The organism is Actinoplanes sp. NPDC019969 (genome assembly GCF_055562375.1).
This window is the reverse complement of the sequence record NZ_JBVHFK010000001.1, coordinates 1,311,847-1,331,564: the sequence shown is the minus strand read 5'-3', so window position 1 is coordinate 1,331,564 and position 19,718 is coordinate 1,311,847. Positions and strand designations below refer to the sequence as shown.

The 19,718-nt window shown below is 70.4% G+C and carries 18 protein-coding genes; 8 read left to right on the top strand and 10 right to left on the bottom strand.

What is annotated here, in order from left to right; translation table 11 throughout:
- The first annotated feature begins 37 nt into the window (after positions 1-37).
- Positions 38-1,018 carry a DedA family protein gene (locus tag ACZ3II_RS06315; protein ID WP_465516514.1) on the top strand — a complete coding sequence of 327 codons (981 nt, stop codon included), beginning with the start codon at positions 38-40 and terminating at the stop codon, positions 1,016-1,018.
- A gap of 48 nt (positions 1,019-1,066) precedes the next feature.
- Here the strand turns inward: ACZ3II_RS06315 and ACZ3II_RS06310 are convergent, their stop codons facing one another.
- The 5 genes from ACZ3II_RS06310 to ACZ3II_RS06290 all read right to left on the bottom strand — a co-directional run bounded on the left by ACZ3II_RS06310 (position 1,067) and on the right by ACZ3II_RS06290 (position 4,851).
- A complete protein-coding gene (locus tag ACZ3II_RS06310) occupies positions 1,067-1,741 on the bottom strand; it encodes a class II aldolase/adducin family protein (RefSeq protein ID WP_465516513.1) in 675 nt (224 codons plus the stop codon).
- 97 nt (positions 1,742-1,838) lie between these two features.
- A complete protein-coding gene (locus tag ACZ3II_RS06305) occupies positions 1,839-2,216 on the bottom strand; it encodes an ArsR/SmtB family transcription factor (protein WP_014440216.1) in 378 nt (125 codons plus the stop codon).
- A gap of 238 nt (positions 2,217-2,454) precedes the next feature.
- Complete coding sequence (locus ACZ3II_RS06300) at positions 2,455-2,640, bottom strand: hypothetical protein (protein WP_465516512.1); 186 nt, start codon at positions 2,638-2,640, stop codon at positions 2,455-2,457.
- A gap of 371 nt (positions 2,641-3,011) precedes the next feature.
- Entirely contained in the window at positions 3,012-3,731 is a 720-nt protein-coding gene (locus ACZ3II_RS06295; protein WP_465516511.1) for a hypothetical protein, read from the bottom strand.
- Positions 3,732-3,837: 106 nt separating this feature from the next.
- On the bottom strand, positions 3,838-4,851 hold the full coding sequence (locus tag ACZ3II_RS06290; protein ID WP_465516510.1) for a hypothetical protein: 1,014 nt from the start codon (positions 4,849-4,851) through the stop codon (positions 3,838-3,840).
- Between the two features lie 348 nt (positions 4,852-5,199).
- Here ACZ3II_RS06290 and ACZ3II_RS06285 point away from each other — a divergent pair, with 348 nt between their 5' ends.
- The gene (locus ACZ3II_RS06285; RefSeq protein WP_465516631.1) at positions 5,200-5,379 is read left to right on the top strand and encodes a hypothetical protein; all 180 of its coding nucleotides are present in this window, start codon (positions 5,200-5,202) and stop codon (positions 5,377-5,379) included.
- Between the two features lie 40 nt (positions 5,380-5,419).
- Here ACZ3II_RS06285 and clpB read toward each other — a convergent pair whose 3' ends face one another.
- Positions 5,420-8,005 carry an ATP-dependent chaperone ClpB gene (clpB, locus tag ACZ3II_RS06280; RefSeq protein ID WP_465516509.1) on the bottom strand — a complete coding sequence of 862 codons (2,586 nt, stop codon included), beginning with the start codon at positions 8,003-8,005 and terminating at the stop codon, positions 5,420-5,422.
- Positions 8,006-8,090: 85 nt separating this feature from the next.
- Here clpB and ACZ3II_RS06275 point away from each other — a divergent pair, with 85 nt between their 5' ends.
- From ACZ3II_RS06275 to ACZ3II_RS06260, 4 genes are all read left to right on the top strand, one after another.
- Positions 8,091-9,314: a sugar efflux transporter gene (locus ACZ3II_RS06275; RefSeq protein ID WP_465516508.1), complete on the top strand. Its 1,224-nt coding sequence runs from the start codon at positions 8,091-8,093 to the stop codon at positions 9,312-9,314.
- A gap of 10 nt (positions 9,315-9,324) precedes the next feature.
- A complete protein-coding gene (locus tag ACZ3II_RS06270; protein WP_465516507.1) occupies positions 9,325-9,822 on the top strand; it encodes a cation:proton antiporter regulatory subunit in 498 nt (165 codons plus the stop codon).
- 65 nt (positions 9,823-9,887) lie between these two features.
- Positions 9,888-11,039: a cation:proton antiporter gene (locus tag ACZ3II_RS06265; protein WP_465516630.1), complete on the top strand. Its 1,152-nt coding sequence runs from the start codon at positions 9,888-9,890 to the stop codon at positions 11,037-11,039.
- Between the two features lie 185 nt (positions 11,040-11,224).
- On the top strand, positions 11,225-11,671 hold the full coding sequence (locus ACZ3II_RS06260; protein ID WP_465516506.1) for a hypothetical protein: 447 nt from the start codon (positions 11,225-11,227) through the stop codon (positions 11,669-11,671).
- Between the two features lie 70 nt (positions 11,672-11,741).
- Here ACZ3II_RS06260 and ACZ3II_RS06255 read toward each other — a convergent pair whose 3' ends face one another.
- From ACZ3II_RS06255 to dnaK, 4 genes are all read right to left on the bottom strand, one after another.
- On the bottom strand, positions 11,742-12,185 hold the full coding sequence (locus ACZ3II_RS06255) for a heat shock protein transcriptional repressor HspR (protein ID WP_465516505.1): 444 nt from the start codon (positions 12,183-12,185) through the stop codon (positions 11,742-11,744).
- A gap of 20 nt (positions 12,186-12,205) precedes the next feature.
- Entirely contained in the window at positions 12,206-13,396 is a 1,191-nt protein-coding gene (gene dnaJ, locus ACZ3II_RS06250) for a molecular chaperone DnaJ (protein WP_465516504.1), read from the bottom strand.
- 72 nt (positions 13,397-13,468) lie between these two features.
- Complete coding sequence (grpE, locus tag ACZ3II_RS06245; RefSeq protein ID WP_465516503.1) at positions 13,469-14,086, bottom strand: nucleotide exchange factor GrpE; 618 nt, start codon at positions 14,084-14,086, stop codon at positions 13,469-13,471.
- Positions 14,083-15,948, bottom strand: a complete 1,866-nt coding sequence (gene dnaK / locus ACZ3II_RS06240) for a molecular chaperone DnaK (RefSeq protein ID WP_465516502.1) — start codon at positions 15,946-15,948, stop codon at positions 14,083-14,085. The genes grpE and dnaK overlap by 4 nt, the downstream gene beginning before the upstream one ends.
- A 220-nt stretch (positions 15,949-16,168) precedes the next feature.
- On the opposite strand from dnaK, the gene ACZ3II_RS06235 reads away from it, so the two are divergent.
- A complete protein-coding gene (locus ACZ3II_RS06235) occupies positions 16,169-18,031 on the top strand; it encodes an ABC transporter (RefSeq protein WP_465516501.1) in 1,863 nt (620 codons plus the stop codon).
- The gene (locus tag ACZ3II_RS06230; protein WP_465516500.1) at positions 18,028-19,689 is read left to right on the top strand and encodes a GTPase family protein; all 1,662 of its coding nucleotides are present in this window, start codon (positions 18,028-18,030) and stop codon (positions 19,687-19,689) included. The genes ACZ3II_RS06235 and ACZ3II_RS06230 overlap by 4 nt, the downstream gene beginning before the upstream one ends.
- The last annotated feature ends 29 nt before the right edge of the window (positions 19,690-19,718 follow it).

The following is a 19,718-nucleotide window of genomic DNA, read 5'->3' as shown; positions in this document are numbered from 1 at the left end:
GGTACCGGCCCCCCGCGGGCCGGTACCCTGGCTCCTCGTGGACATCCAAGCGCTCACCGAGCAGCTAGCCCTGAACCCGATGGACCCGAAGGACCTGCTCAACGCCTTCGGGGTGCCGGGTGTCCTGGCCATCCTGTTCGCCGAGACCGGCCTGCTGGTCGGCTTCTTCTTCCCGGGCGACTCCCTGCTGTTCCTGGCGGGTGTCGCGGCCTCCAACGTGGCCGATTCGATCTTCGGGCCGGGGAGCAAGCTGTCGATCACGGCGTTGCTGATCGGGGCGCCGATCTGCGCCATCGTCGGCGCGCAGCTCGGCCACTGGCTCGGTGCCCGATACGGGCGCCGGATGTTCGACAAGCCCGAGTCGAAGCTCTTCAAGAAGGAGTACGTCGAGAAGGCGGAGTACTACTTCGAGAAGTTCGGCCCGGCCAAGGCCGTGGTGCTGGCCCGCTTCATCCCGATCGTCCGGACCTTCCTGAACCCGGTGGCCGGCACCCTGGGCATGCCCGCCAAGCAGTTCTTCCTCTGGAACGTCGTCGGCGCGATCCTCTGGACCGACGGCATCATCCTGATCGGCTACCTGCTGGCCCAGCAGATCTACGACGCCATCGGCGACAAGATCGACCACTACATCCTGCCGGTGGTCGTGCTGATCGTGCTGATCTCGGTGCTGCCGATCGGCATCGAGATCCTCCGCGAGCGCAAGGCCAAGAAGAACGGCCTGCACAAGGGTGTGGAGCCGGCCGCCGCCATCGGTGTGGTCGCCGCGGCGAGCGTGGCGGGTCTGGCCGACGCCGCCCGCGAGGAGTACCAGGAGCACTTCGAGCAGCCGCAGCAGCCGCAGCAGTACGACCAGTGGCAGCAGCCCCAGTACCAGCAGCCGCAGTACCAGGATCCGCAGCAGCCGGCCTACCCGCAGCAGGGGTACTACCCGGCCCCGCAGAGCTACCCGACGCAGCCCCAGGAGCAGTACCCGCCGCAGCAGTACGGGCCCTCCCAGGGTTACGACAACAACCGCTAGGCACACACGAAAGGCCGGCCCGATGGGCCGGCCTTTTCGTGGTCTCCCTCAGACCGTGACGGCCGCGGAGCCGGACAGCCGCTCCAGGAACTCCTCCGGGCAGTCCCGCAGGTTCTCCAGCCGGCCGGCCGTCAGCGCCCGGTAGGTGAGCGAGGCGGCCTCCTCCAGATTGCGGGCCCGCTTGTGCGCGAGCTCGACGGAGTCGCCCATCACCACACAGCCGTGCTGGCTGAGCACCAGGCAGTCGGTGCCGTCGGCGGCCATCGCGGCCGTCAGCGCCGCCAGCTCGGTGGTGCCCGGCAGCCGGAACGGCACTGTCGACACCCGCCGTAGGTAGTAGGCGTGGTCGGTGGTCACGATCCGGATGTGCTCGCCCAGGGCGTCCAGCAGGAGCGCCGTCTGCGGGTGGAGGTGCACCACCGCGTTGACGTCCGGCCGGGCCCGGTAGAGGGCGAGATGCAATGCCAACTCGCTGGTCGGCTCGATGGTCGGCGCCGGCAGGCCGCCGACGTAGGCGGTGCCCCCGTCGGAGATCCGCACCGGGGCGAAGGCGTTCCGGCTGAGCCGGTCCAGCCATGATCCGCTCGCGGTCACCCAGATGGCGTCCTCGCCGGGAATGCGAGCGGACAGATTGCCGCCCGATCCACAGACGAGGCCCGCCTGCACCACGTCGTAACCCACGTGCGCGAGCTGGTCACGCAGGTCACCGGGGACGTAGTTCACCCGTTCCTCCTCAGGTCCGCCGGCCGTCGCGGGGCCGGGGTCCTCGGCCTGGCGTCACGCCCCCATAGTCGAGACGCCAGGCTCCGTCACCGAAAACTCAACGGGCCTTCTTGGTGGCCCGCTTCCGCGGCGGGGTCAGCAGGTCGGCGATGGTGGCGATTGCGGTCGGCACCAGCCGGTAGTACGCCCACACACCCCGCTTCTCCCGCTCCAGCAGACCCGCCTCGGTCAGGATCCGCAGGTGGTGGCTCACGGTCGGCTGCGACAGACCCAGGGGGGCCGTCAGGTCGCAGACACACGCCTCACCATCAGTCGCGGACTGAATGAGGCTCAGCAGCCGTAGCCGGGCCGGGTCGGCGAGCGCCTTCAGCACTCCCGCCAGGCGCTCAGCGTCAGCGCGTTCAATAGGCTCGCCGGCAAGCGGCGAGATCTGAGGCATCGTCATTTCCGCCAACGCAGTTCCCACGATCTCCATCCTTCCACCAACTGCATCGATTCTCCTGCATGTCCGCAGGAACGAACCGGCTAACTTTCAGGCCGTAAGGCCGACATCGATCGCCGGGTCGGACGACCGGACACCCTCACCCGGTCCTCCGATCGTGCGATGACGACTTCGGTCTCTGCCTCCTGCAACGCCTCAGTCGCCATCTGGTCGCTACCCATCCGTGTCGAGGTCTCGATCCCCGCACCGGGGAGTGAGGCCGGCCACATTGTCAATTCGTCGATTCTCGCCCCACCGATCTTCGACGACGACTCGACACGGAACGCGTCGAGACCATCACGCCACACTGCGCGATCATCAGTTCGCCGCACACCCCACGACCCGATGAAAGCACGACACCACGCTGCGCGACGGACAATTCAGTGATGAATTTACCCAGGTCGTGCCGTGCACTCATGACATCGAGCGTACTGGCTGTACAAAAACCGGAATCTTTCACCCCGGCAGGCCCGAACGGAACTATTGACGCGCAGCTTAGCCTTGCTCTGTAAAGAAGGTTTACAGATTTTTCGGCCGACCTCCGCCCTTCCCTTGACCATAGACGCTGCTCAAAGCACCTAACGACGGAAGGCTACCTCCGCGCACCTCAGGGCCACCTGGTGGCTGCGCTGTGAAGAGGCTGTGAACCCACCAAATCACGTTTGCCCGTACGGGCGAGAACACCCACCGTACGGCCCATCTGGATCTATCCGGACAGCCGATCGAGTGACAACGACATAAACGGACGGTACCCGTTCGAGTGACCCACAGTCGTCGATACGGAACCGCTCACTCCGCCGGTCGTGACCAGTACTCGTCTTCCGGCTTCGACGCCGACTTCGACAGCACGGGCAGATCCGAGAACTGATCGGGTTCGGACCCGCCGGTAACAAAAGGCTTCGATTGTGGGACAGCCCACTCGGACGGTGTAGCCGTCGTCACGAATTGGTCCACGGATTTTCTGCCGGCGAAGAACTCCCGCGGGGCGGCCAGCAGCAGAGCGCCCACCAAGAGGTACGCCACCACCTGGGCCCCGGCCACCGAGACGTTCAGGGTGATCCAGCCGGACGGGTACGCGCCGTTCAGCGCCTCGCTCAGGGTGCCGGGCACGGCCTCCCCGGCCCGCTGCACCCCCAGGACCACCAACGTCGCGGCGCCGGCCACCAGGCCCAGGCCACAGACGCCCAGAGTGATCGCGCGAGCCACCCGGCTGCCGCGGCGCACCCCGATGCCGAGAACCACCAGGAGCGCCAGGAAGATCAGCCCGAGGGCCAGGGACAGGGCGGCGACCAGCCAGATCACCGTGACGAAGTTGTCCGCGGCGGCGGAGCCGGGCGCGGCGTCCCGGAACCGGCCGACCACGCCGGGGGTCACCGCGACCACACCGACGGCGTAGGTCAGGCCGGCCACCGCCATCGTCCAGAGCACCACGGCAGCCATCGTGACAGCGGTGGGACGGCCGCCGGGCCGGGGTTCGACGGCAGGCGGCGGCGGTGCGGCGTACGACATCGATGGGCTCCCGCGGGTTCGGCTGGCAAGAACCTATCGCGTACGGGGGCCGGAAGTGGCCGGACCGGCCCACCCGCGAGGGATGAACCGGTCCGAAAGAGATCAGTCAGGGCTGGCTGGGCGGCGGCGGGTTGTCGGTCGGCGACGGCGGGGCCGGGCTGTCCTGAGGCGCTGCCGGGCTCTCCGGCGCCGCCGGTGGCGCCGAGGAGGGCGGCGAGATCTGCGGAGGCGCCGCCCACGGGTCGGAGCCGGGCTGCGGGGTCGGCTGTTCCTGGCCGGGGTACGGCGGCAGTCCCGGCGCGGGCTCTCCCGGCCTGCCGTACTGCTCGGGCGAACCGAAGTGGCTCTGCTCGGGCGAGCTGTAGGGGTTCTGCGCGGGCGGCGCCGACGTCGGCGGCGGGTACGCGGCGGCCGGGTAGGAGGGCTGCTGCGGCTGGGGGTATCCGGGCTGCGGCTGACCATAGGCGGGCTGCGCCGGGTAACCGGGCTGAGCGGGGTAACCGGGTTGGGCCGGGTAACCCGGGTACGCCGGGTAGGGCATCGCCGGGTTCCAGCCCGCCGGCTTGCGGAAGTACGCGTTCGAGGCCGGCAGGGCGAGCAGGACGATCACTCCGAGCAGCCCGAGGACGGTCACGCCGGTGGTCAGGTAGCCGACCGCGTCGTACCACGCCGGGAGCGCGGCCTCCATCTGCCGCTCGATCTGGGCCTCCTGGTAGCCGGTGTCGGCGGCGCCGCTGGCCAGCGTGCCGGCCGCCGATCCGCCCAGCGACAGGGCGTTGCAGCAGAGCCCCAGACCGGCGAAGACCCAGGTGGTGATCCGCGACCCGTTCCGGCCCATGTTGTTGAAGATCGCCAGGACGACGAGCCCGATCGCGATCAGCGCATAGACGACCGCCGCGGCGACCAGCACGAACCGGAAGACGGAGGCCACGTCGCCGGCGCCCTGAAGGTCGTCGAAGGCCACCTCGTAGGCGTCGGTCATCGGACCGATCAACGACACGGACAGGGCCGCGACCCCCAGCTGCATGGCGGCGACCAGATAGAGGAGCAGCGACGAGATGGTCACGGTCACCGGGCGGCCAGGCGCCGGGCTGGGCACCTGATATGTCGGTACGGTCACAAGGGCCTCCTATAGATCAATTCACGGTATCCGTCGAGCGCCATATCCCGCGACCGAGCCTCACCCTTCGCGACCGTGTGGCAACATCGGGCAACGATGGCCCCAAACGATCGCAAACCGTCCCTCCATCGGGTGGCGACACGCCTCGACACCGCCCCCTAGACTTCGATGCCGTGGCGTCCTCCTGGAAGCACAAGGCTCCAGAGGCACACCGTGCCCGCATGAGTCGCCCGCCCCGCGCACACACCCCCGGGGCCGAGGCAGACCGGCTGACGGCGCCATTCCGATTGCGCAGGCCGCGTGACCACACCGCGGCCGCCCCAGACATGACAAGGACCGGTGAGTCCCATGCCCCACGCCGACACCCTGGACATCGTGCACCATGACGACAGCCGGACGCGATTCAAGGACGTCCGGTATCAGCTTCATCGCGACGGGATACGGATCTGGTCCGCGGAGGGCGAGCACGCCATCACGGACGTACTGATGACGCAGGCCTACCGGCAACGGGAGGCGGGCAGCGACTGACGAACGGCCCCGGGGATCACCCCGGGGCCGTTTCACATCGTCAGGAGCCGCGCCGGACCGAGAGACCGTCCTTCGACTCGCCCAGGTCGACCACCACGGTGTCGCCGTCCCGGATGTCCCCGGCCAGCAACGCCTTGGCCAGCAGGTCACCGATCGAGGACTGGACCAGCCGGCGCAGCGGCCGGGCGCCGTAGATCGGGTCGTACCCGTGTTCGCCGAGCCAGGCCACCGCGGCCGGCCGCACCTCGAAACCGAGACGGCGCTCGGCGAGCCGGCTGCGGAGCCGGTCGAGCTGGATGTCGACGATCGCGGTCAGGTCCTCCTTGGTGAGGGCGTGGAAGACCACGATGTCGTCGAGCCGGTTCAGGAACTCGGGCTTGAAGTGCGCCCGGACCGCGGCCAGCACCTCGTCGTGGCGTTCCTCGTCGCTCATCGTGAAATCCGAGGTGGCCGAACCCAGGTTCGACGTGAGCACCAGGATCGCGTTGCGGAAGTCGACGGTCCGGCCCTGGCCGTCGGTGAGCCGCCCGTCGTCGAGCACCTGCAGCAGCAGGTCGAAGACGTCGGGGTGGGCCTTCTCCACCTCGTCGAGCAGCACCACGCTGTACGGCCGGCGGCGGACCGCCTCGGTGAGCTGGCCGCCCTCCTCATAGCCGACATAGCCGGGCGGGGCGCCGACCAGCCGGGCCACCGAGTGCTTCTCGCCGTACTCGCTCATGTCGATGCGGACCATCGCCCGCTCGTCGTCGAAGAGGAACCCGGCCAGCGCCTTCACCAGCTCGGTCTTGCCGACACCGGTGGGGCCGAGGAAGAGGAAGCTGCCGGTCGGCCGATCCGGGTCGGCGATGCCCGCCCGAGCCCGCCGGACCGCGCCGGCCACCGCCTCGACCGCCTCCCGCTGGCCGATCACCTTGGCCGCGAGGGACTCCTCCATGCGCAGCAGCTTGGCGGTCTCCCCCTCCATCATCCGGCCGGCCGGAATGCCGGTCCACGAGGAGACGACCTCGGCGATGTCGTCGGCGCCGACCTCCTCCTTGACCATCGGCGGCTCGCTGGTCTCCTCCGAGTCGACGGCGGCCTGGATCTCCTTCTCCAGGGTGGGAATCACCTCGTACAGCAGGCGGGAGGCCTCGAGCAGCTCGCCGTCGCGCTGGGCCCGCTCCTGTGCCGCGCGCGCCTCGTCGAGCTGCTTCTTCAGCTCACCCACCCGGTTCAGCCCGCCGCGCTCGCGCTCCCAGCGGGCGGTGAGGGCGGTGAGCTCCTCCTCGCGGTCGGCGAGGTCGGCGACCAGGCGCTCCAGCCGGGCCACCGAGGCGGGGTCGGTCTCCTTCTCCAGGGCGAGACGCTCCACCCGCATCCGGTCGACCTGGCGCTGGAGCTGGTCCAGCTCGACCGGGCGGGAGTCGATCTCCATGCGCAGCCGGGAGGCGGCCTCGTCGATCAGGTCGATCGCCTTGTCCGGCAGGAACCGGTCGCTGATGTAGCGGTCGGACAGGCTGGCGGCCGCGACCAGGGCGGCGTCGGTGATCTGCACCCGGTGGTGCGCCTCGTAACGCCCCTTGAGGCCGCGCAGGATGCCGATGGTGTCCTCGACGGTCGGCTCGCCGACCACCACGGGCTGGAAGCGCCGCTCGAGGGCGGGGTCCTTCTCGATGTGCTCGCGGTATTCGTCGAGGGTGGTGGCGCCGACCATGCGCAGCTCACCGCGGGCCAGCATCGGCTTGAGCATGTTGCCGGCGTCCATCGAGCCCTCGCCCTTGCCGGCGCCGACGACCGTGTGCAGCTCGTCGAGGAACGTGACGACCTGCCCGTTGGAGCTGCGGATCTCCTCCAGGACGCTCTTCAGCCGCTCCTCGAACTGGCCCCGGTACTGCGCGCCGGCGACCATCGCACCGAGGTCGAGGGAGACCAGTTTCTTGTCGCGCAGCGTCTCCGGCACGTCGCCGGCCACGATCCGCTGGGCCAGACCCTCCACGATCGCGGTCTTGCCGACGCCCGGCTCGCCGATCAGGACCGGGTTGTTCTTGGTCCGGCGGGACAGCACCTGCACCACCCGGCGGATCTCGGCGTCCCGGCCGATCACCGGGTCGATCTTGCCGTCCCGGGCCAGCGCGGTCAGGTCGACGCTGTATTTCTCCAGAGCCTTGTAGGTCTGCTCGGGGTCGGCGTTGGTGACCCGCCGCTCCCCGCCGCGGACCTGCGGGAACGCGCCGACCAGCGCCTCCTCGGTGGCGCCGGCGTCCTTCAGCGCCGCGGAGACGGCGCCGCCCACCCGGGCCAGGCCGGCCAGCAGGTGCTCGGTCGACACATACTCGTCGCCGAGCGGTTTCGCGATCAGGTCGGCGGAGCCGATCGCGTTGACGAACTCGCGCGACAGGCTGGGCTCGACGGTGCTGGCGCCGCGGGCGGACGGCAGCTGCTCGATCGCACGGACGGCGGCGCGACGGATCTCCACCGGATTGGCGCCGACGGCCCGCAGCAACGCGGTGGCGGTGGACCCACCGGTGTCGAGCAGTGCCTGCAACATGTGCCACGGCTCGACCGTGGCGTGCCCACGGCGGCCTGCGTCGGCGACCGCGGACGTGATCACTTCGCGGCTCTTCGTGGTCAAGCGTTCGGTGTTCATGAACTCCCCTGAAGCCAACACGACAGACTTGAGCGTAGCGCGCTCAACTTTAGCGCGTGTCGTCGAGCGGCCGTAGGGTACGGACGTGCCGGTGCTGAGCGATCTGTCCCGCCGCCTTCTGCCCCTCGGCCTGGTCATCCTCACCTCCGGCATCGCCAGTGCGATGGTCGGCCCGTACCTCGGCCTGTTCCTCACCACCGCGGTGCACGCCAGCCCGCTTCAGGTCACCGTATTCCTCCTGGTCAACGCAATCTCGTGGGTGGCGATGTCCTCGGTGATCGCGCGGATCTCGGACCGCTGGCCGATCCGGCGCACGCTGCTCATCACCGCCGCCCTGGCCGGTTTCGCCGCCACCGGGCTCACCTCGGTGATCCGCGACTACTGGGTGCTGCTCGCGATCACCGCGACGCTCACGGCGGTCGCCGGGTCGCTCTATCCACAATCCTTCGCGTACGCCCGGCAGGTGCTGCAACGCGACGATCCGAAGCGGTCCGCGCTCGGGATCAACGCGCTGCGCACCGTCTTCTCCACCGCCTGGGTCGGCGGCCCCTCGCTGGCCGCGCTGCTGCTGGACGTCGGCGACTTCCGCTACGTCTACGGCCCGGCCGCCGTCCTCTACGCGATCACCGCCCTGACCGCCTTCCGCTTCCTCCCCGAGGTACGGGCACCGGAGCCGGCGGCCGCCCCGGACGACGAACCACCGGCTCGGACGCCCCGGATCCTCATCCCGATCCTGATCGGTTTCACCCTGCTGCAGACCACGATGGTGCTGGGCGGGCAGGTGCTGCCGCTGTTCGTACCGGAGGAACTGAACGGGTCGATCCGGGACGCCGGCCTGATCCTCGGCCTCTGCGCCGCCCTCGAGATCCCGTTGATGCTGGGCTTCGGGATGCTCTCCACCCGGATGCCGCTGCGCCGGATCATCCTGATCGGCGCGGTCTGCGCGGTCGGTTACCAGGCCGCGGCCATGCTGTCCTCGGCGGTATGGATGCTGGCCGCGGCACAGCTGCTGAACGCCCTCTTCATCTCCGCCACGTCCGGGCTCGGCATCTCCTACGTGCAGGACATGATGCCGTCCCAGCCGGGCCGGGCCACCACCCTGTTCACCAACACCTTCCCGATCGGGAACGTGCTGGCCGCGCCGCTGTTCGGGGTGGCTCAGCAGTTCGGCTTCCGGACGGCCTTCACCATCAACCTGGGCCTCAGCGTGGCCGGCCTGCTGCTCCTGCTGGCCGGCCGGCCCCGACGGCCGTCCCCGGACGAGGCCGTTCGTCACGTTGGTGACCAGCATCACCAGACCGGGCGCTAACGTAGAGATCGTGCGCGTACGGGTGGAACAGACTCCGCTGCCGGGAATCGGCGTCCGGCATGACCTGGTGACCTCATCGGGCCGGACGGTCGGGGTGGTGTCGCATCGCAACGGCCGCCGCGACCTGGTGCTCTACGACGTGGACGATCCCGACTCGAGCCTGGCCTCCATACCGCTCACCGACGACGAGGCCGAGGCCCTGGCCGACGTGCTCGGCGCCTCACTGATGCTGGGTCAGCTAGCGGGCCTGCGGCAGCAGGCCGCGGGACTGCTGACCGAGCAGGTCGCGCTGCCCGCCGGCTCCCCGTTCGTGGGCCGGCTCCTGGGCGACACCCGCGCGCGCAGCCGGACCAGCGCCTCCATCGTGGCCGTGCTCCGCGACCGCGAGGTGATCGCCTCACCCGGCCCGGAGTTCCGGTTCGAGGCGAACGACGTGGTCGTGGCCGTCGGCACCCGGAACGGCCTGGACGGCGTCACCGCCATCCTGGCCGGCGACGACGACGGCTGAGCCCCGTGGAACACCACACGACGATCCTGCTCATCGAGATCGGCGCACTCCTGTTCGGCCTGGGGATGCTCGGTCGGCTGGGTCGCCGCTTCGGGCTGTCCCCGATTCCTCTCTATCTACTGGCCGGCCTCGCGTTCGGCCAGGGCGGGCTGATCCCGCTCTCGGCCAGCGAGGAGTTCATCGCGATCGGCGCCCAGATCGGCGTCATCCTGCTGCTGGTCATGCTGGGATTGGAGTACTCCGCCGACGAGCTGGTGGGCAACCTGCGCTCGGCGGCCCCGGCCGGGCTGATCGACATGGTGCTCAACGCCCTGCCCGGCGCCGCGTTCGCGCTGATCCTCGGCTGGGACTGGAAAGCCGCGCTGGTGCTGGCCGGCATCACCTGGGTCTCCTCGTCCGGGGTGATCGCGAAGGTGCTCGGCGACCTGGGCCGGGTCGGTAACCGGGAGACCCCGGTGATTCTCTCGGTGCTGGTCATCGAGGACCTGGCGATGGCCTTCTACCTGCCGGTGGTCACCGCGGTGCTGGCCGGTCTCGGCCTGGCCAACGGTTTGAGCACGCTGAGCGTCGCGGTGGTCACGGTGATCGCGGTCCTGGTGGTGGCGATCCGGTACGGCGGTGAGATCAGCCGCTTCATGTCCGTGAAGGATCCCGAGGCCCTGCTGCTCAGCGTGCTCGGCCTGACGCTGTTCATCGCCGGGGTGGCCGGTGAGCTGAAGGTGTCCGAGGCGGTCGGGGCGTTCCTGGTCGGCATCGCCATCTCCGGCCCGGTGGCGCACCACGCCACCCAGATGCTGTCGCCGCTGCGTGACCTGTTCGCCGCGGTGTTCTTCGTCTTCTTCGGACTCTCCACCAATCCGGCCGACATGCCGCCGGTGCTGCTGCCGGCGTTCGGGCTGGCGGTGCTGACCATGCTGACGAAGGTGCTGACCGGCTATCTGGCGGCACGGCGGGCCGGGATCGCGCTACCCGGCCGGATCCGGGCCGGTCTCGCGCTGATGCCGCGCGGCGAGTTCTCGATCGTCATCGCCGGGCTCGCGGTGGTCTACGGGGTGGACCCCCGGCTGGCGCCGCTGGCCACCGCCTACGTGCTGATCACCGTGGTGACCGGTCCGATGCTGGCCCGGCTGCCGGACTACGCCTGGTTCAAGGAGCTCGTCCGAAAGCGAATGGCGGCGCAACGAGCCACCCAAAAGCCGCTGCCATCCCCGGAGTGACCTGCGCCTCTTTTAAAAACGCCTAAAGTTACTGTCCAGTATCTGAATGTGAGGCCTTGACACTTCCGCAGCGACACTCCGCACGCTACCGTTGCGCGGCGACGACTCTGAGTATTGGGACGTTCGACACTATGGTCAGCGTGTGACGCCGACCGTTGATGTTGACGGTTGAGTGAGGCGGCGGCGTGAGCGTGCGTGAAGCTACATTCCTCGGTTTCGGCAATCCGGTCGATCCTCGGCCTGACGAGTTGCAGGCCTGGGCGTACAACCCTGAGTCCGTTCCCCTGAGCAGCATGCCGAAGGACTGGGATCTCCTGATCTCCGGCGACGTGCTCGGCCCGACCCTGTTCGAGCTCGCCATGGACCGGCAGTGCCCGGCCCGGCGGTTCGCGCAGCACTGCATGTACATCTACGCCGCTGACGGGGTGCGGCAGAACGCGAGCGGGCAGCGCAAGCGCCGGCTCAAGAAGTTCGTGGAGCGCGCGGAGGAGGTCGGCGACGAGCCGATGCAGATCTGGGCGCACAACTGCCGGGTGCTGATGACCCGGCCGGAGCTCTTCGACCACCACGACTGGCTGGAGGGCGGCCTGGTGCGCTACCCGCGCAGACTGGGCCTTTTCAACCGCCGCTGAACACGCAACGTGTTCAGCCGGTGACTACATGCTGTAGCGGCGGCCTCTCCTCCGGGAGGGGCCGCCGCTGTCATCTGTCCGAGGAGCGGCGCGGGCGCCACACCACCAGAGCCGTCGAGTGGGTCTGCTGACGAACCAGATCGCGGCCCGAGTACGGGTTGCTCATCGCCTCCATCTGGGCGATCCGCGTGTACGCCGCATCCAGCTGCTGCTCCAGCTCGGCAACCCGTTCCTGCAGGTCGCCGACCAGTTGCTCCAGGCCGATGATGCGCTTGACCCCGGCCAGGTTGACACCGTCCTCCTGGCTGAGCCGCTGCACCTCGCGCAGCAGCGCCACGTCCCGTTCGCTGTACCGCCGGCCGCCACCGCCGGCCCGGCCGGGTTGCACCAGGCCGAGCCTGTCGTACTGCCGGAGGGTCTGCGGGTGCATCCCGGCCAGCCGGGCCGCCACCGAGATGATCAAAACCTTCGCGTCGGAGGCCTGTTCCATCGAGATGCTGATCTCTTCATACATGTGCCACCTCCCGAGAGGGATCAACCGGCCCGGCGCAGACGGGCCTCGAGCCGCTCACGCCCCGGCGGCGGGGTGAGCTTCGCGAACTTCTCCAGCGCGTCCCGGGCCTCGCCGGACACGCCCGCCGGAATCTGCACGTCGACCGTGACGATCAGGTCGCCGGCCTGGCCCTCCTTGCGGACCACACCCTTGCCCCGGGCCCGCAGTTTCCGGCCGCTCGGGGTACCCGGCGGCACCCGCAGCGTGACCGGGCCGTCCAGGGTCGGCACCTTGAGGTCGGTGCCGAGCACCGCCTCCACGATGGTGATCGGGACGACCAGGGTCAGGTCGTCGCCGCTGCGGCCGAAGAGGTCGTCGGGCCGCACCTTGACCTGCACGTACAGGTCGCCGGCGACACCGCCGCGGTCGCCGGGCTCGCCCCGGCCGCTGAGCCGGATCCGCTGCCCGTCGGCGACACCCGCGGGGAACCGGACGTTGATCGTGCGGGTCTTGGTGACCCCGCCGGTGCCCCGGCACTCGCCGCACTTCTCGTCGACGATGCTGCCCGAGCCCTGACAGTCCCGGCACGGCTCGGAGAAGCTGAACGAACCCTGGTTGCTGGAGATCAGGCCGCTGCCGTGGCATTTCGGGCACGCGCGCGGGGTGGTGCCGGGCTTGGCCCCGCTGCCCCGGCAGTTGTCACAGGCGCCCGGTGTGCGCAGCGTCAGCGGCAGGGTGGTGCCCCGGACCGCCTGGGTGAAGTCGAGGGTGACCTCGGTCTCCACGTCGCGGCCACGCTGCGGCCCGCGCCGGGCCGGGCCGGGCGCGCCCTGGCCGCCGGAGAAGATCGAGCTGAAGATGTCGGAGAAACCGGTGCCGCCGAACCGCCGGTCCGCACCGGCGCCGCCGGCCGCCCCGGAGAAACCGCCGAACAGGTCCGACGGGTCGAACTGGGCGCCACCGCCGCCCCGGGCCCCGCGCCGGAACGCGCCTGAGCCGAACAGCGAGCGCATCTCGTCGTACTCTTTGCGCTTCTTGTCGTCGGCGAGCACGTCGTACGCCTCGGAAGCGGCCTTGAACTTCTCCTCCGCCTCCTTGTTGTCCGGGTTGCGGTCGGGATGGAGATCGCGGGCGAGCTTCCGGTACGCCTTCTTGATCTCGTCGGGGGAGGCAGACCTGTTCACGCCGAGAACGGCGTAGAAGTCCTTCTCGAGCCAGTCCTTCGAGCTCATGTCAGTCCACCTCCTCGACTCGGCGACGTCCCGCCCGCCGGCGAACCGGCGAGCGGGACACAGTCACTGATTTCACTCCGGATCGGCGACCGCGACCAGAGCCGGGCGCAGCAGCCGCTCGCCCAGTGTGTATCCCCGGCGCATCACCTCGACACAGGTCGGCTCGGTGACATCCGCGGACGTCTGGTGAGCGACCGCCTCGTGCCGGTTCGGATCGAAGGGGTCGCCCTTCTCGCCGAACGGCACCAGACCCAGCTTGCCGGTCACCGCGGTGAGCTGCTCCGCCACCGAGGCGAACGGGCCGACCAGGTCACCGTGCTCCCGGGCCCGATCGATGTCGTCCAGAACCGGCAGCAGGTCGGTGAGGACCTTGCCGGTCGTCTGCTCGGCTGCCGCACCCCGGTCGCGGTCGACCCGCTTGCGGTAGTTGGCATATTCCGCGGTCACCCGCTGGAGGTCGTGGGTCCGCTCGTCGAGCTCGCCCCGCACTGCCTCCAGCTCAGCGCCGAGGCCGGGCTTGGCCTCCTCCGCCACCGGTGTCTCGTCCTCCTCCTCGGGGGCGCGGTGCGCGCCGGCCGGCTTCTCCACCGGCTCCTTGGCGGAAGTCTCCTCGGTCGTCTCGTCGATCTCGCCCTGGATGACTTCCCGCTCGGTCGCCGGACCGTCGTTCTCGTCGTCCTTGGCACTCACTTCTTGTCGTCCTCCACGATCTCGGCGTCGACCACGTCGTCGCCACCGGCGGCCGGGCCGGTCGCGCCACCCGGCGCGGCGCCCGGGGCACCGCCCGGCGCGCCACCCGCGGCGGCCTGCGGGGCCTCACCCTGCGAGTAGAGCAGCGAACCGGCCTCCTGGGAGACCTGCGAGAGCCGCTCGTGCGCCGACTTGATCTTCTCGATGTCGGTGCCGCCGAGGGCGCTGCGCAGCTCGCCGAGCGCCTCGCCGATCTTGTTCTTGCTGTCCTCGGGGAGCTTGTCGCCGCTCTCCGCCAGGAACTTCTCGGTCTGCCACTGCAGCTGCTCGGCCAGGTTGCGGGTCTCTGCCTCCTCGCGGCGCTTCTTGTCGTCGTCCGCGTGGTCCTGGGCGTCGCGCATCATGCGCTCGATGTCGTCCTTCGGCAGCGCGGAGCCGCCGGTGATCGTCATCTTCTGCTCCTTGCCCGTGCCCAGGTCCTTGGCGGACACGTGCACGATGCCGTTCGCGTCGATGTCGAAGGAGACCTCGATCTGCGGGACGCCGCGGGGCGCCGGGGCGATGCCGCTGAGCTCGAAGGTGCCGAGCTTCTTGTTGCCCGCCGCCATCTCGCGCTCGCCCTGGTAGACCTGGATCAGCACGGACGGCTGGTTGTCGTCGGCCGTGGTGTAGACCTCGGAGCGGTGCGCCGGGATGGTGGTGTTGCGCTCCACCAGCTTGTGCATGATGCCGCCCTTGGTCTCGATGCCCAGGGACAGCGGGGTCACGTCGAGGAGCAGGACGTCCTTGACCTCACCCTTGAGCACACCGGCCTGCAGCGCGGCGCCGACGGCGACGACCTCGTCCGGGTTGACGCCCTTGTTCGGCTCGCGGCCGATCAGGCTGTTGACCAGCTCGGTGACCGCGGGCATCCGCGTCGAGCCGCCGACCAGGATGACGTGGTCGATGTCGGCGAGCTTGACGTCGGCGTCGCGGATCGCGGCCTCGAACGGGCCCTTGCAGCGGTCCAGCAGGTCCTGCGTCATCCGCTGGAACTCGGCCCGGGACAGCGAGGTGTCCAGGTGCAGCGGGCCGTTCGCCCCGGCGGTGATGTAGGGCAGGTTGATGCTGGTGGTGGTGGCGGCGGAGAGCTCGATCTTCGCCTTCTCGGCCGCCTCACGCAGACGCTGCAGGGCCATCTTGTCCTGCGAGAGGTCGATGCCGTGCTCGCCGCGGAAGGTCTTGACCAGGTGGTCGATGATCCGCTGGTCCCAGTCGTCACCGCCCAGGTGGTTGTCACCGGAGGTGGACTTGACCTCGATGACGCCGTCGCCGAGCTCGAGCAGCGAGACGTCGAAGGTACCGCCGCCGAGGTCGAAGACCAGGACGGTCTGCTCCTTGGAGCCCTTGTCCAGGCCGTACGCCAGAGCGGCGGCGGTGGGCTCGTTGACGATGCGCAGGACGTTCAGGCCCGCGATTTCGCCGGCCTCCTTGGTCGCGGTGCGCTGCGCGTCGTTGAAGTACGCCGGGACGGTGATGACCGCGTCCGTGATCTGCTCGCCCAGGTAGGCCTCGGCGTCGCGCTTGAGCTTCATCAGCACGCGCGCGGAGATCTCCTGGGGCGTGTACTGCTTGCCGTCGATGTCGATCGACCAGTTGGTGCCGACCTCCCGCTTGACCGAGCGGATGGTCCGGTCGGGGTTCGTCACCGCCTGACGCTTGGCGACCTCACCCACCAGCACCTCGCCGTTGCGGGCGAAGGCGACGATGGACGGGGTCGTCCGGGAGCCCTCCGCGTTGGCGATGACGGTGGGCTCGCCTCCTTCCAGAACGCTTACGCAGGAGTTCGTGGTGCCGAGGTCGATGCCTACCGCACGTGCCATGGTGTTCCTCGCTTCTCACAGCTGGGCTCACTAGGAGCTGGTTCACGTACAAGGTTGAGTGGAACCGACTCAATGATGCCACGGCCGCGCACATCGTCAAATCGAAGTTGAGTCCGGCAGGCGCAAGTCGACGCTCCGGAAGGGCACCGGCACATACCTGTCAGGTCACGGCATACCAGGACCCGTTGTCCTGGATGCATAGATCGTGCACGCTTTACCCGTGACGACGCACGGAGACGCGGTCGGTCCGTCGGCCCTTTCCGCCGTCCCCGCCGTAACGGATGAGAAACTGCAGGTGAAAGCGGCCATAGACCCATCAGATCGTACGGGTGGCGGTCAGGTTCGTCCGGTGAACCTGGAAAACGTCCCGCCCGCTCTGAGACGGCTCGCGACCGCGCTCAGCCGGTTGCGGACGGCGCTCGGCGCTGTCTCGTACCCCCTGGTCCTGCCCTCAGCCGACGAGGCGCAGCGGGTCGGCTCGGCCCTGATCGCCCAATTGGACGACTATCTGCTGCCGCGCCTGTCGCGGCCCGACGCCCCGCTGCTGGTGGTGGTCGGCGGCTCCACCGGCGCGGGCAAGTCGACCCTGGTCAACAGCCTGGTGCAGGCGCCGGTCAGCTCGGCCGGCGTGCTCCGCCCGACCACCCGGTCGCCGGTGCTGGTGACCCACCCCGACGACCTGCCGTGGTACACCCGCGGCGAGCTCCTGCCCGGCCTCACCCGGACCGGCGAGGCGAGCACCGCCCCGGACGCGCTGCAGGTGGTGGCGACCCCGGCGATCGGCCCCGGGCTGGCCCTGCTGGACGCGCCGGACATCGACTCGGTGGTCGACCACAACCGCAAGCTCGCCGCCCAGCTGCTGGCCGCGGCGGACCTGTGGCTGTTCGTCACGACCGCCGCGCGGTACGCCGACGCCGTCCCCTGGGAGCTGCTCACCACCGCCCGGCTCCGCGGCACCGTGATCGCCCTGGTGCTGGACCGGGTGCCCGGCGACGCCGCCGCCGAGATCGCCGCGCACCTGGGCGAGATGCTGACCGCCAAGGACCTGGGTTCCGCGCCGCTGTTCGTGCTGCCGGAGACCGAGCTGGACGAGCGCGGCCTGCTGCCGGAGGCGGCGATCGGCCCGATGCGGGTCTGGTTCGCCCAGCTCGCGGCGGATGCCGGGGCCCGCAGCACGGTGGTCCGGCAGACCCTGGACGGCGCCCTGGCCGCGCTCGCCCCGGCGCTGGGCGGGCTGGCCGAGGCCGTCGACGACCAGGTCCGGACGGCGCGCGCGCTGGACGAGCGGGTCGAGGCGGCCTATCGCACCGCGCGCCGCACCGTCGAGGACGGGCTGCGCGACGGCCGGCTGCTGCGGGGCGAGGTGCTGGCCCGCTGGCAGGAGTTCGTCGGCACCGGCGACCTGGTCCGCGGCCTGGAGTCACGGGTCGGGCACCTGCGGGACCGGCTGGTCGCGGCCCTGATCGGCCGTCCGACGCCCGCACGGAACCTGCAGACGGCCATGGAGTCCCAGCTGGTCACCCTGCTGCGCGGGGTCGCGGCGGACGCGGCCGAGCAGGCGTACTCGGCGTGGCAGGCGCACCCGGCCGGGGACGCCCTGTTGGAGCCGGAGCTGCAGCACGCCTCGGCCGACCTGGCGCAGCGCGCCGACCGGCTGGTCCGCGATTGGCAGCAGTGGGTGCTCGAGCTGGTCCGCAAGGAGGCCGCGGAGAAGCGGACGGTCGCGCGCGGCGCCGCCTACGCGGTGAACGGGGCCGGCCTCGCCGTGATGATCGCGGTGTTCACCTCGACCGCCTTCATCCCGACCGGCCTGGAGGTGGCAGCCGGCGCGGGCAGCGCGGTCGCCGCCCAGAAGGTGCTCGAAGCGATCTTCGGGGACCAGGCCATCCGTACGCTTGCCACCCGGGCCCGGACCGATCTGCTGGCCCGGGTGGAGGATCTGTTCGCCACCGAGGCCGCCCGGTACACGAACCGGACCTCGGCGGTGCGCCTCACGACGGCTCATGGGACGCTCCTGCGCCAGACCGCCACCGAGGTGGAGACCGCCAGGGAGGAACTCGCGTTGACCGGGTCAGGGTCATGAATTTGGTACAGAAGACGCGTGACGAGCACCTCGACGCCGGCGATCTGGCACGCCGGCTCGAGGCGCTGTCCCGGTTCCTGCGGGTCGTCGACCCGTACCTTCCGGACAGCAAGCTGGTGACCGCGCACACGCTGGTGGAGCGGGCCGGCAACCGGCTCTCGCTCTCCCTCGACCACACCGTGGTGGCGCTCGCCGGCAGCACCGGCAGCGGCAAGTCGAGCCTGTTCAACGCGCTCGCCCGGTTCAAGCTCTCGCAGGTCGGGGTGCGCCGGCCCACCACCGGCACCGCGCACGCCGTGGTGTGGGGCCCGCTCGAACCGGCCAGCCGGCTGCTCGACTGGGTCGGCGTGCTGCCCCGGCAGCGGTTCGTCCGGGAGAGCGCGCTGGACGGCGACGACGAGGCGTCGCTGCGCGGGCTGGTCCTGCTCGACCTGCCCGACTTCGACTCGATCGAGCACGCCCACCAGCTCGAGGTGGACCGGCTGCTCGGCCTGGTCGACCAGATCGTCTGGGTGGTCGACCCGCAGAAGTACGGCGACCGGGTGCTGCACCGGGCGTACCTCTCGCAGTTCAGCACCCACGCCGGCGTCACCATCGTGGTGCTCAACCAGGCCGACCGGCTCAGCCCCGGCGACACCGAGCTGGTGCTCGGCGACCTGACCCGGTTGCTGGAGGAGGACGGGCTCACCGGCGCCCCGGTGATCGCCACCTCGGCGAAACAGCCCGGCATGCTCGCCGAGCTGCGGACCGCGCTGGAGGGCACGGTGGCGAACCGGCAGGCCGCGCTGCGCCGGCTCGCCGCCGACCTGGACGCCGTCGGCGAGGAGCTGGGCGCCGTGATCGGCCCGCCGGCCGCCGAGGACGAGGTGGACCGGGCGACCGTCAAGCAGCTGTGCGACTCGCTGGCCGCGTCGGCGGGGGTGCCGGGCGTGGCGGACGCGACGGCGGGCGCCTACCGGCACCGGGCCGCGGCGGCGACCGGCTGGCCGCTGGTCCGCGGGTTGCGGCGGCTGCGGCCGGACCCGCTGCGCCGGCTGCATCTGGCCGAGCCGGTCAAGACCGACTCGGTGTCGACCGATGTGGTGCCGCGGACCTCCGTGCCGGAGGCGGACGCCGCGCAGAAGTCGGCGGTTGGCCTCACCGTCCGCGCGGTCGCCGAACGCGCCGCGGCGCCGTTGCCGGAGGTCTGGGCGCCCGCGCTGGCCACCGCCGCGCGTTCCCGGGCGGCCGACCTGCCGGACGCGCTGGACCGGGCCGTCGCGCAGACCGACCTGGGCATGGAACGCCGGCCGCGCTGGTGGCGGGCGGTCGGGATCGTGCAGTGGGTGCTGCTCGCGGTCGCGGCGGCGGGACTGGGCTGGCTGATCGCCGGGTACGCCCTGACCGCGCTCGGGCTGCCGGACATCGACGTCGAGGTGGGCGCCGTCCCGCTGGCCACCCTGCTGCTGCTCGCCGGCCTGCTCGGCGGATTCCTGCTGTGGCTGCTCCTGCAGCCGGTCATCGGGGCCGGGGCACGCCGGGCGCGGCGGCGGGCCGAGACGCGGTTGCGGGCGGCGGTCACCGAGGTCGGGCGCGGGCACGTGGTCGCGCCGGTGCGCGAGGTCCTGAACGCGTACGCCCAGGCGAGAGAAGCGCTCGGCGTCGTACGTTCGGAGTAGGTCAGCGGGCGGCCGCGGGCGTAGGCTCG